Source organism: Bacillus cereus group sp. BfR-BA-01441 (genome assembly GCF_022663075.1).
Taxonomy (GTDB): domain Bacteria; phylum Bacillota; class Bacilli; order Bacillales; family Bacillaceae_G; genus Bacillus_A; species Bacillus_A cereus.
Genome location: NZ_JAKUEU010000006.1, coordinates 123,340 through 136,569 on the forward strand (window position 1 = coordinate 123,340; position 13,230 = coordinate 136,569).

Below are 13,230 nucleotides of genomic sequence, written 5' to 3' on the forward strand. Positions count from 1 at the left end.
TTATTTTAAAAAAGGGAACACAATGTGTTCCCTAATCTGTATTAGTTACTACCTTTTACTTGGTTCATTACTTCTTCAGCAAAGTTGTCTTCGCGTTTTTCGATACCTTCACCAACAGCGTAGCGAACGAATCCTTTTAATGTTCCGCCTTTAGACTCAACGAACTGACGAACTTTCATATCAGGGTTTTTAACGAATGCTTGGTCAAGTAAGCAAATCTCTTCGAAGAATTTGCCTAGACGGCCTTCAACCATTTTCGCAACGATTTTCTCAGGCTTGCCTTCGTTTAATGCTTGTTGTGTTAATACTTGACGCTCATGCTCAACTTCTTCAGCTGTTACAGCATCGCGGTCGATGTATTTAGGGTTAACTGCAGCGATGTGCATTGCAACATCTTTAGCAGCAGCTTCATCAGTAGAACCTTCAAGAACTGTTAATACACCAATGCGTCCACCCATGTGTAGGTAAGCGCCGAATGCATCTGCATCAGTTTTTGATACGATTTCGAAACGACGAAGTGTAAGTTTTTCACCAATTTTAGCGATTGCTTCGTTGATGTGCTCTTCAACTTTTTTACCGTTTTCCATTGTTTGAGCCATAGCTTCTTCAACGTTAGCTGGTTTGTTAGTTAATAAGTGAGCAGCTAATTCTTTAATTAGTGTTTGGAAACCTTCGTTTTTCGCAACGAAATCAGTTTCAGAGTTTAATTCTAAGATTAAAGCGTCGTTACCGTTTGTTTCGATGAAAGTTAAACCTTCAGCAGCAATGCGGTCTGCTTTTTTAGCAGCTTTCGCAATACCTTTTTCACGTAAGAAGTCAATTGCCTTCTCCATGTCGCCGTTAGTTTCTGTTAAAGCTTTTTTGCAGTCCATCATACCTGCGCCAGTTTTTTCACGTAATTCTTTTACCATTTGAGCAGTGATTGCCATACTTTTCATCCTCCTAAAATATGTATTTATACCTTTTATAAAGGTGTTTATACCTTAAAAAAGGTGATAAAAGGCCGAACCCCTTATCACCTTTCCAACTTTGTTACGCAGTAACAGTTTCTTCACCTTGTTTTGCTTCAAGGATCGCGTCTGCCATTTTAGATGTAAGAAGTTTTACAGCACGAATTGCATCATCGTTTGCTGGGATAACGTGATCGATTTCGTCTGGATCACAGTTTGTATCAACGATACCGATGATTGGAATGTGTAATTTGCGTGCTTCAGCAACTGCAATACGCTCTTTACGAGGGTCTACTACGAATAATGCACTTGGAAGACCTTTCATATCTTTAATACCGCCTAAGAATTTCTCAAGACGCTCTAACTCTTTTTTAAGTTGAACAACTTCTTTCTTAGGAAGTACTTCGAAAGTACCATCTTCTTGCATTCTTTCGATGTCTTTAAGACGCTTGATACGCTTTTGGATTGTTTGGAAGTTTGTTAAAGTTCCACCTAACCAACGTTGGTTAACGAAGTACATACCAGCACGAGTTGCTTCTTCTTTAATAGCTTCTTGTGCTTGTTTTTTAGTACCTACGAATAAGATGTCTCCGCCTTCAGCAGCGATGTCGCGCATCGTTCTGTAAGCTTCCTCAACTTTTTTCACAGTTTTTTGTAAGTCGATGATGTAGATACCGTTACGCTCTGTGAAAATGTAACGCTTCATTTTTGGGTTCCAACGACGAGTTTGATGTCCGAAATGAACACCAGCTTCAAGCAATTGCTTCATAGAAATTACTGACATAATATAGTTCCTCCTAAATGGTTTTTGATATCCTCCGTTTACTTCATCTCTAAGCGAAACTACAAACGTAGCACCAACACTTAAATCAGTAAACGTGTGTACTTTGTACTGACACCACTGCTTACTATATCATACTGAAATATTACAATCAAGTCGAAAATGCGAACAATGTAAAACTTTCTTTGTTCATACTCGAATTCTAGTATTACCAACCTTCTTTTCTTTTAAGCAAAAAAGTAAATACAATTAATAGTTTTCCCAGAAAACACGCTTATGACACTTTTCACAAGCATCTTCTATCCATTGCACAAAAAAACTCTCCTCAATTGAGGAGAGTTTTTTATAAATTAGTTTGTTTTTAATTTAGCAAGTTCTTGTAGAAACTTGTCGTTTAGTACTTTAATGTATGTTCCTTTCATACCTAAAGAGCGAGACTCAATAACACCAGCACTTTCTAATTTACGTAGTGCATTTACGATTACAGAGCGAGTAATTCCTACGCGATCAGCAATTTTACTTGCAACAAGTAAACCTTCTGTTCCATTTAATTCTTCGAAGATATGCTCAATTGCTTCTAACTCACTGTAAGATAATGAGCTGATTGCCATTTGAACAACAGCTTTACTACGCGCTTCCTCTTCGATTTCTTCTGCTTTTTCACGTAAGATTTCCATACCTACAACAGTTGAGCTGTACTCAGCAAGGATTAAATCATCATCTAAGAACTCTTGACCAAGACGAGCTAATACTAATGTACCTAGACGCTCACCGCCACCAACGATTGGTACGATTGTAGTTAAACCTTGACCGAATAATTCTCTGTTTTCTACTGGGAATGCTGTGTAAGCACTGTTCACATCTAAGTTTGAAGATGTTTCTGTAATGTTGAATAAGCTTTGTGTATATTCTTCTGGGAATTGACGTTCTGCAAGCATTTGCTTCATGCGTTCGTTTTCGATTTGTTGGTGAATTGCATAACCTAGTAATTTACCACGACGGCTAACTACGAATACGTTTGCTTCGATTACTTCACACATTGTGTCAGACATTTCTCTAAAGTTTACAGGCTTCCCTGCTGCGCTCTGTAATAACGCATTTAATTTTCTCGTTTTTGCTAATAATTCCATTTCAAAAGTTCCTCCTACATGTTACTCACATATTTTTTCATCACTTGGAAACTAGGGCGAGTCACCTGATGACACTATTACAAAATAAACTGGCTCACATCTTTATTTTTAGCAATTGTTGCTAATTTCTCCTCAACGTATTGAGGTGTTATCGCTATTTTCTCTAACGTAATTTCAGATGCTTCAAACGATAAATCTTCAAGGAGCTTCTCCATAATCGTATGAAGTCTTCTTGCTCCAATATTATCTGTATCCTGATTAACTTGATAAGCAATCTCAGCAATCTTACGAATAGCTTCGTCTGAAAATTCAATTTCTATACCTTCAGTCGCTAATAATGCCATATATTGTTTAATTAACGCATTGTCAGGCTCGATTAATATTTTAACAAAATCGTCTGTCGATAATTTTGTTAATTCTACTCGAATCGGAAATCTCCCTTGCAATTCCGGAATTAAATCCGACGGTTTAGACATATGGAACGCTCCAGCTGCAACGAATAAAATATAATCCGTTTTTACTGATCCGTATTTTGTCGCAACATTCGACCCTTCTACAATTGGCAGAATGTCACGTTGCACACCTTCACGTGATACATCTACGCTATTCGACTGCTTACCAGCAATTTTGTCAATTTCATCGATAAAAATAATCCCGAGCTGTTCAGCACGATAAACAGCCTCTTGTGTAACTTCATCCATATCAATTAAGCGCTGTGCCTCTTCATTTGTCAAGAGTTTTCTTGCTTCTTTTACAGAAAGTTTACGTTTTTTCGTTTTTTTCGGCATAAAACTTCCTAGCGCATCTTGGAAATTCATTCCCATTTGTTCCATGCCAGTTCCTTGTAACATATCAAACATGGAAGACTGTTGTTCAGTCACTTCAATCGATACAATTTCTTCTTCAAGAAGCCCTGCAGCAAGCTTTCTCTCCACATCTTGACGTTTCTTTTCGATTTCAACATCTTCTTGTGTATCAGACGTTTGATTCGAATTTTGAGCGCCTCCAAAAAGCATCTCTAATGGATTTTTGAATCCAGATTGCTTCTCCGGACTCGGCACTAAAATTTCAACAAGACGTTGATTCGCTTGCTCTTCTGCTTTATCTTGAACTTTCACTACCATTTCTTCTTTTACGATACGAACCGATGTTTCCACCAAGTCACGTACCATCGACTCTACATCTCTACCCACATATCCAACTTCTGTGAATTTTGTAGCCTCAACCTTAATAAAAGGTGCTCCAACGAGTTTCGCCATTCGTCGTGCTACCTCTGTTTTCCCAACACCTGTCGGTCCAATCATTAAAATATTTTTAGGCGCAATTTCGTCACGTAAATTTTCAGCTAATTTACTGCGGCGATATCGATTTCTCAACGCTACAGCAACCGCTTTCTTTGCGTCTTTTTGACCGATGATGTATTGATCTAATTTTTCCACAATTTGGCGCGGAGTAAAATGTAAATGCATATAAAATGCCTCCCTTACGATTCTACAATTCTTCAACAATTATGTTGTGATTCGTATAAACACAAATATCGCCAGCAATCTCTAAACTCGCTTTCGCAATTTGCTTCGCTGTTAAGTGTTCACTTGCATATTGCTTTAAAGCACGACCTGCAGAAAGTGCATAATTCCCACCAGATCCAATTGCTAAAATACCATCATCCGGTTCAATCACTTCTCCTGTACCTGAAACAAGGAGCATAGTTGTTTTATCCATGACAATGAGCATCGCTTCTAGCTGACGTAACATTTTATCGCCACGCCATTGTTTTGCCATTTCAACAGCAGCACGCTGCAAGTTGCCATTATACTCTTCTAATTTCCCTTCAAACATTTCAAAAAGAGTAAATGCGTCAGCAACTGATCCTGCGAAACCAGCTAAAACTTTACCTTGGAAAAGTTTACGAACTTTACGAGCTGTATGTTTCATTACAACAGCATTTCCCATTGTCACTTGGCCATCTCCAGCCATTGCACATTCTCCATTATGATGAACTGCAAATATCGTTGTAGCGTGGAAATTTCCCATAGAAAAAACTCCTTTATTTGTTTTTATAGCTTTTAAAGCAATTTATGCCCGCGGGTGATGCTTCATGTAAACAGAACGCAATCTTTCTTTAGAGACATGCGTATAAATTTGTGTCGTCGACAAATTTTCATGGCCTAATAGCTCCTGTACAGTACGTAAATCCGCCCCTTCATCTAGCATATGTGTAGCAAATGTATGCCTTAACATATGGGGACTTATCCGCATTGTCAGCGAAGCCTTTTTAATGAGTTCATTTAAAACATAACGAACCCCACGACTTGTTAGCGGTGTACCTTTCGCATTTAAAAATACCATATGAGAATCTTCGTCAGTCTTATTAACTAACTGTTTTCTCCCATTCTCTATATAAGTAATTAAAGAATCTTGCGCATAGCTTCCGAACGGAATATACCTTTGTTTTTTTCCTTTTCCCATTACTAAAATTGTTCCCACCGCAAAGTCAATATCGGTAAGTTGTAAATTGACACATTCACTCACACGGATCCCAGTCGCATACATCAACTCTAATAAAGCTTGATTCCTTTGACCTAATGGCGTTTCCGTGTCAGAAACTTCAAATAATTCCTCTAACTCTTCAGCATATAAAAACTTTGGGATTGACAATTCTTTTTTGGGGAGTGACGCAAGTGCAAACGGATTATCCTTTCGATAACCTTCACGCATCAAAAAACGATATAAACTTCGTAAGCTTGATACTTTTCTTGCGACAGATTTACGGGCTAACTTTTCATCGTGCAACGTCGTTAAGTACAAACGAACATCCGCGTATGTAACGTCTAAAAAAGAGGATATGCCTTCTCGTTCCATAAATTGCACAAAATGTTCTAAATCATTTTGATAACTTGCAATTGTATATTTTGAATAATTTCTTTCAATTTGTAAATATCCAACGAATAATTGTAACAATTTCTTCACATTCACACAACTCACCTCAATAAAGGCTACTAAATCGTATCACAACTTAGTAGCCTTTGCAAGAAATTTAACTAAATATTTACAAAATTTCGAATCGTTTCTAAAGCGCGTGCTGCGTACGCTTCATTTCGTTCTACTTTCTTTTTAATCTTCTTCTCTAACGGTGCAAATAGACCGAAGTTCGCATTCATCGGCTGGAAGTTTTTAGCGTTCGTTGCCGTAATGTAATTTGCCATGCTACCCATCGCAGTTACTGGCGGTAATACAACTGGCTCTTCACCTTGCACAAGACGCGCAGCATTAATTCCTGCTAATAATCCTGATGCTGCTGATTCAACATATCCCTCTACTCCAGTCATTTGACCAGCGAAGAATAAATCATCACGTTGTTTATATTGATATGTTGGACGAAGCAAATTAGGTGAATTAATAAACGTATTACGATGCATTACACCATAACGTACAATCTCTGCATTTTCCAATCCCGGAATTAACTGTAGCACTTCTTTTTGCGGTCCCCACTTTAAATGAGTTTGGAAACCTACGATATTGTATAAAGTTCCCGCTGCATCATCTTGACGTAACTGAACAACAGCATATGGCGTTTTCCCTGTTTTGGGATCTTCCAATCCAACAGGTTTCATAGGTCCAAATACTAACGTCTGTCTCCCTCTACTTGCCATAACTTCTACTGGCATACAACCTTCAAAGAAAATTTCTTTTTCAAACTCTTTTAAAGGCACTGTCTCAGCAGCAATTAGAGCCTCATAAAAACGATCAAACTCTTCTTCTGTCATTGGGCAATTTAAATATGCAGCTTCACCTTTGTCATAACGCGATTTTAAATACACTTTATTCATGTCAATGCTGTCTTTTTCTACGATTGGGGCTGCAGCATCATAGAAGTAGAAATAATCTTCTCCTGTTAATTCTTTCAATTTTGCAGAAAGATCAGGAGATGTTAATGGACCTGTAGCAATAATTGTCGGTCCCTCTGGAATATCTGTAATTTCTTCATTCATTACAGTTACATTTGGATGGTTCTTTACGTATTCTGTTACTTTAGCTGCAAACTCATGACGATCTACAGCTAAAGCACCTCCAGCTGGTACAGAGCACTCATCCGCCGCACGAATAATTACAGAATCCATTAAGCGCATTTCCTCTTTAATAACTCCAACTGCATTTGTTAAAGTGTTTGCACGAAGTGAGTTACTACATACTAATTCAGCGAATTTATCTGTGTGATGAGCTGGCGTTTGCCTTACCGGTCTCATTTCATATAATCTAACTTGGACACCACGTTTTGCAATTTGGTAAGCTGCTTCACTTCCTGCAAGACCTGCGCCAATGACGTTTACTACTTGTGTTGTCATTTATATCACCTTTCCTTTTCTTCCCGAAAAAAATGTGAGCAGTTACGCTCACATTTGTTGTTCTTCTTCATAATCGCACGAAATACATTGTACTTGCACGCCTTTTTTCAACTTTTTCTCTACAAGCATGCCTTCGCACTTCGGACACTTACGACCAATTGGCTTATCCCAAGATACAAAGTCGCATTCCGGATACGTACCGCACCCATAGAAAAGACGTTTCTTTTTATTACTACGGCGTTCAATAATTTGACCCTTATCACACTTTGGACAAGTAACACCGATTTCTTTCACAATCGGCTTTGTATTACGACAATCTGGGAAATTCGAGCAAGCCATAAATTTCCCGTATTTACCCATTTTAAAGACCATTGGGTGATTACATAATTCACAATCTTCCCCAGCTGGTTCATCTTTAATTTCCACTTCACGCATTTCTTTTTCCGCTTTTTCTAAACGCGGTTCAAAACCTACGTAGAAATCATCAACAATTTTTACCCAATTCGCATTTCCTTCTTCTACTTCATCAAGGCTTTGCTCCATATTGGCAGTAAATTCAATGTTAATAATTTCTGGGAAAAACTCTAAAATAAGTTCAATTACTATTTCACCAAGTTCAGTCGGAACGAAGCGTTTATTATCCAAGCCTACATACCCACGCTTTTGAATTGTTTCAAGTGTAGGTACATATGTTGACGGTCTTCCAATTCCAAGTTCTTCAAGTGTTCTTACTAGGCGAGCCTCTGTATAGCGCGGAGGAGGTTGTGTAAAATGTTGCTTTGGTTCTAAATCCTTTGAAAATACAGTTTCCCCTACTTCTAAAGGTGGCAACATCTTATCCTTTTCTTCAGCACCATCATCTTTTGACTCTACATACACTTTCATAAATCCTGGGAACTTTACAACCGATCCACTTGCACGGAACTGAACATTGTTATTAATGAGTCTCGCTGTCACAGTATCCATTATAGCAGACGCCATTTGACTTGCAACAAATCGCTCCCAAATCAATTTATATAATCGAAGTTGATCACGACCTAAGAAACTTTTTAGTTCCTCTGGCTTTCTCATTACCGAAGTAGGACGAATTGCCTCATGCGCATCTTGTGCATTTGACTTTTTCGTTTCTTTCTTCTTTTCTGTTCCTATGTATTCCGTACCATACGCTTCAGTGATGTAGGTACGAGCCTCTGTTTGAGCTGTTTCTGAGATACGTGTTGAGTCAGTTCTCATATACGTAATAAGACCTACAGTTCCTTGTTTTCCAAGATCTATCCCTTCATACAATTGCTGTGCAAGCATCATTGTTTTCTTTGCTCGCATGTTTAACTTACGTGCTGCTTCTTGTTGCAAGGAAGATGTTGTAAACGGTAATGCAGGATTACGTTTTCGCTCTTTGCGCGTTACATTTTCAACTGAAAACGCATTGTCTTTCATCTGTTCAATTATTTCATTCACTTGCGTTTCATTTGTTAATTGAACTTTTTCACCATCTACACCGTAAAAGCTTGCTTCAAATGTGTCTTTTCCTTTTACAAATTCTGTTTTAATTGTCCAGAATTCTTCAGGTTCAAAGTTTTGAATTTCCCTTTCACGCTCGATGATTAAACGAACTGCTACAGATTGTACACGTCCTGCACTTAATCCTTTTTTTACTTTCTTCCATAATAAAGGACTAATATTGTAACCAACAAGACGATCAAGTATACGTCTTGCTTGTTGTGCATCCACTAAATCCATATTAATTGCACGAGGATGTTTAAATGATTCTTTGATTGCATCTTTCGTAATCTCATTAAACACAACCCGACAATCTGATTCAACGTCCACATTTAACGTATTCGCTAAATGCCAAGCAATCGCTTCCCCTTCACGGTCTGGATCGGCCGCGAGATAGACTTTCTTTGCTTTTTTCGCCGCTGATTTTAAATCTTTTAAGACGGGACCTTTACCACGAATGGTAATATACTTCGGGGTGAAGTTGTTCTTTACTTCTATCCCCATTTGACTTTTTGGCAAATCGCGAACATGTCCCATAGACGCGACAACTTTGTATTTTTTCCCTAAATATTTCTCAATGGTCTTCGCCTTAGAAGGCGACTCCACGATTACGAGGTAATCTGACATGCTAGTGCCTCCTTAAGAGGTGGATTCAAGTCTTCATTAATCTTATTGATTTCTCTTGTTTTTGTCAATCAAGAATGAATATACCATACAGTGCCAATCTACCATTTGTCAATAATTGTTTAATAAAAACATAAAAATATAAGGTTAATTTAAAATCTCTTCCAAGATATCTTCTGCATTTCTTACTAGTTTTGCTCCTTGCTGAATAAGATGATTCGTTCCCGATGCCCCCTCTACAAATATAGGTCCAGGAAGCGCAAACACCTCTCTATTTTGCTCTAACGCAAGGTCTGCAGTAATAAGTGTTCCACTTCTCGATTTCGCTTCTACAACTAAAACACCTTTACTTATACCACTAATAATCCGGTTCCTTTTTGGAAAATACCATTTTTTCGGTGCATAGTGCGGCGGATACTCTGTCAATAACAATATATATTCCTTCCACATTTCATATAAATGTCTATTTTCTTTCGGATACATAAAAGACAATCCATGCCCTAATATCGCAATAGTCGGGCAATGATGCCTTACTGTAATCTCATGAGACATTGTATCTATCCCTTTTGCAAACCCACTGACAATAAGCCACTCTCTTTCTAATAAAGGGTGTAAAATAAACTTCAAACTCTCATAACCATATAATGATGGTTCTCTCGTTCCAACAACTGCTAATTTATTTACTTTATTCAGGAAATCTTTCTCTCCTTTTCCATATAAAACGAAGGGAGGGTCTTGTATTTCACGTAATAATTGCGGATAATCTTCATCCCATATCGTTATATAAAAAATACGATTTCTCTCTAAATAAGATATATATTGCGGAAGATTTGAATTTTGAAGAAATTTTACTAGTTCTGAAGATTTTTTCGAGGATATTCCAGTGTAGTGTTCCATTTGTTTTTCGTTAAAATTATATATGTTCTTTAATTCTGGATCGACATATAGTAGCCTCTCCATCGCTTTCCAATAATCTGCTAGCAAGTAATGAACATGTAATAATCTCTCTCTTTTCATCTTGATTCTCCTTACCCATAATTTTTATTATGTAAACAGAAAAAAGTGTAAAAAGACACCCTCAAGTAAGAAGGTGTCTTTCAACAGATTAATAGTTTTTACAAGTCTCAAATAAACCTTTTTCTTTTAAAACAGAGATTAGCGTTTCTCCCATAACTGCTGGAGTTTCAGCTACTTTAATGCCACAAGCTTCCATTGTTTTAATCTTTTCAGCAGCAGTTCCTTTACCGCCAGAAATGATTGCACCAGCATGGCCCATACGTTTGCCAGCAGGCGCTGTTTGACCACCAATGAAGCCTACGACAGGTTTTGTCATATTAGCTTTTACCCATTCAGCTGCCTCTTCTTCTGCTGTACCGCCGATTTCACCAATCATAATTACAGCATGTGTTTCTTCATCTTCATTAAATGCTTTTAACGCATCAATAAAGTCTGTACCGTTAACAGGGTCTCCGCCGATACCTACAGCAGTAGATTGGCCAATACCTTCTTGTGTTAACTGATGTACAGCTTCATAAGTTAATGTACCAGAGCGAGATACGATACCAACATGACCTTTTTTATGAATATATCCTGGCATAATACCAATCTTACATTCATCTGGTGTGATTACACCTGGGCAGTTTGGTCCAAGTAAACGTGTATGTTTACCCGCCATATATCTCTTTACGTTTACCATATCTAATACAGGAATCCCTTCAGTAATACATACTACTAAATCAATTTCTGCATCAACAGCTTCCATAATTGCATCTGCCGCAAAAGCGGGTGGAACGTATACAACTGAAGCGTTTGCGCCTGTTGCTTTCACTGCATCTTCTACTGTATCAAATACTGGTACACCTTCAATATCAGTGCCGCCCTTACCTGGTGTTACACCACCGACAATTTTCGTACCGTATTCAATCATTTGTTTTGTATGGAATAAACCTTGAGAACCTGTAATACCTTGAACAATAACTTTTGTATCTTTATTAACTAATACGCTCATTTTTCTCCCCCGCTTTCTATTAGCCCACTAGTGAAACAATTTTTTGTGCACCGTCTGCCATAGATTCTGCTGCAACAATATTTAAGCCAGACTCATTTAAAATTTTCTTACCTAGTTCTACGTTTGTGCCTTCAAGACGTACAACTAAAGGTAACTCAAGACCTACTTGTTTCGTTGCTTCAATAACACCTTCTGCAATAACATCACACTTCATAATGCCACCAAAAATGTTAACGAAGATACCTTTTACATTTTTGTCAGAAAGGATAATTTTGAATGCTTCTGTAACTTTTTCTGCAGTTGCACCGCCACCAACATCTAAGAAGTTAGCTGGGTCACCGTGGTAATGTTTAATGATATCCATTGTAGCCATCGCTAAACCTGCACCATTAACCATACAACCGATATTTCCATCTAAAGGAATGTAGTTTAAGTCGTATTTTGAAGCTTCAATTTCTTTTGAATCCTCTTCATCAAGATCACGAAGCTCTAAAATGTCTTTATGGCGATATAACGCATTAGAATCAAAGTTTAATTTTGCATCTAATGCCATAACTTTACCTTCGCCTGTTGTAACAAGTGGGTTAATCTCAGCGATAGAGCAATCTTTTTCGATAAACGCACGATATAAGCCCATCATAAACTTCACAGCTTGTCCTACAAGCTCTTTTGGAATATTGATGTTAAATGCAATTCGGCGCGCTTGGAAACCTTGCAAGCCTACTGCTGGATCAATATATTCTTTAAAGATTTTTTCAGGTGTTTTTTCTGCTACTTCTTCAATTTCTGTTCCGCCTTCTTCAGACGCCATTAAAACAACTTGAGAAGTTGCACGATCTAAAACTAGACCTACATAATATTCTTTTTTAATATCGCAACCTTCTTCGATAAGTAAGCGTTTTACTTCCTTACCTTCAGGACCTGTTTGATGTGTCACAAGTGTAGTTCCTAAAATGCTTTCTGCATATGTACGAACTTCATCTAAATTTTTCGCAACTTTTACTCCGCCAGCTTTGCCGCGTCCACCAGCGTGAATTTGTGCTTTCACTACACATACATCTGTTCCTAATTCTTTCGCTGCTTCTACAGCTTCTTCTACTGTAAACGCAACCTTCCCGTTCGGAACGCTAACCCCATAGCTTCTAAGGACTGCCTTACCTTGGTACTCATGGATATTCATGGTCCCATCCTCCCCTGTTTTCCTGTTTTACTCGAAAAGTTTTTTAATGTTTAAAAAACATTACATTGCCATTGTATAAGATGATTGGCACGCTGTCTACAATAAAGTGTCAGAAAACTGAAATCGCTTTATTCTTTTTCGAAAATAGTAATGTTTATATGCCAAAATAAAAAAATAAGCTGTATATTTACAGCTTATTTTTGAATCATATCTTTAATTGGTGCGAATGACTTGCGGTGTTCATCTAGTACTCCATGCACTTCAATTGCCTCTAAATGTTGCTTTGTGCCATATCCCATATGTTGCTCAAATCCATATTCAGGATACTTCTCTCCCAGTTCTTTCATCATACGATCTCTCGTTACTTTTGCTATAATGGATGCTGCTGAAATCGAAACACTTTTCGCATCACCTTTAATAATTGATGTTTGCGGAATTGGTGTAGGAAGCTTCATCGCATCAATTAATAAATGTTGAGGTGTACAAGATAAATTTGCAACTGCATCTAACATCGCTTGTTTCGTTGCTTGGTAAATATTAATGTCATCAATAACTTGCGGTGATACAATTCCTACTCCAATTGCAATTGCTTGTACTTTTATTTCATCATAAAAACGCTCACGTTTCGCTTCACTCAACTTTTTCGAGTCATTTAACCCTGGAATATAAAAATCCTCAGGAAGAACGACAGCTGCCGTCACAACAGGCCCA

At 37.8% G+C, this 13,230-nt stretch carries 12 protein-coding genes; all 12 read right to left on the minus strand.

The features are described from left to right. Nucleotides 1-41: 41 nt before the first annotated feature. Complete coding sequence (tsf, locus tag MR107_RS04870) at nt 42-929, minus strand: translation elongation factor Ts (protein ID WP_001018578.1); 888 nt, start codon at nt 927-929, stop codon at nt 42-44. Between the two features lie 103 nt (nt 930-1,032). Beyond that, nucleotides 1,033-1,734 (minus strand): 30S ribosomal protein S2, encoded by a 702-nt coding sequence (gene rpsB, locus MR107_RS04875; RefSeq protein WP_000111485.1) that lies wholly within the window; start codon nt 1,732-1,734, stop codon nt 1,033-1,035. Nucleotides 1,735-2,081: 347 nt separating this feature from the next. Continuing rightward, the gene (codY, locus tag MR107_RS04880; protein WP_000421290.1) at nt 2,082-2,861 is read right to left on the minus strand and encodes a GTP-sensing pleiotropic transcriptional regulator CodY; all 780 of its coding nucleotides are present in this window, start codon (nt 2,859-2,861) and stop codon (nt 2,082-2,084) included. Between the two features lie 77 nt (nt 2,862-2,938). Then, nucleotides 2,939-4,330, minus strand: a complete 1,392-nt coding sequence (gene hslU / locus MR107_RS04885; RefSeq protein ID WP_242292098.1) for an ATP-dependent protease ATPase subunit HslU — start codon at nt 4,328-4,330, stop codon at nt 2,939-2,941. A 22-nt stretch (nt 4,331-4,352) separates the two neighbouring features. Further along, nucleotides 4,353-4,895 (minus strand): ATP-dependent protease proteolytic subunit HslV, encoded by a 543-nt coding sequence (gene hslV / locus MR107_RS04890; RefSeq protein WP_000526272.1) that lies wholly within the window; start codon nt 4,893-4,895, stop codon nt 4,353-4,355. Nucleotides 4,896-4,937: 42 nt separating this feature from the next. Beyond that, nucleotides 4,938-5,837, minus strand: a complete 900-nt coding sequence (xerC, locus tag MR107_RS04895) for a tyrosine recombinase XerC (protein WP_001101243.1) — start codon at nt 5,835-5,837, stop codon at nt 4,938-4,940. A gap of 65 nt (nt 5,838-5,902) precedes the next feature. After that, entirely contained in the window at nt 5,903-7,207 is a 1,305-nt protein-coding gene (trmFO, locus tag MR107_RS04900) for an FADH(2)-oxidizing methylenetetrahydrofolate--tRNA-(uracil(54)-C(5))-methyltransferase TrmFO (RefSeq protein WP_000213003.1), read from the minus strand. Between the two features lie 48 nt (nt 7,208-7,255). Continuing rightward, complete coding sequence (gene topA / locus MR107_RS04905; protein ID WP_001286963.1) at nt 7,256-9,334, minus strand: type I DNA topoisomerase; 2,079 nt, start codon at nt 9,332-9,334, stop codon at nt 7,256-7,258. Between the two features lie 144 nt (nt 9,335-9,478). Next, the gene (gene dprA / locus MR107_RS04910; RefSeq protein ID WP_000818060.1) at nt 9,479-10,348 is read right to left on the minus strand and encodes a DNA-processing protein DprA; all 870 of its coding nucleotides are present in this window, start codon (nt 10,346-10,348) and stop codon (nt 9,479-9,481) included. A gap of 88 nt (nt 10,349-10,436) precedes the next feature. Further along, nucleotides 10,437-11,339: a succinate--CoA ligase subunit alpha gene (gene sucD / locus MR107_RS04915; RefSeq protein ID WP_000115178.1), complete on the minus strand. Its 903-nt coding sequence runs from the start codon at nt 11,337-11,339 to the stop codon at nt 10,437-10,439. Nucleotides 11,340-11,358: 19 nt separating this feature from the next. Beyond that, on the minus strand, nt 11,359-12,519 hold the full coding sequence (gene sucC / locus MR107_RS04920; RefSeq protein WP_001020791.1) for an ADP-forming succinate--CoA ligase subunit beta: 1,161 nt from the start codon (nt 12,517-12,519) through the stop codon (nt 11,359-11,361). A 194-nt stretch (nt 12,520-12,713) separates the two neighbouring features. Next, nucleotides 12,714-13,230 (minus strand): ribonuclease HII (locus MR107_RS04925; protein ID WP_242292099.1); only part of this gene is annotated, 517 nt, incomplete at its 5' end.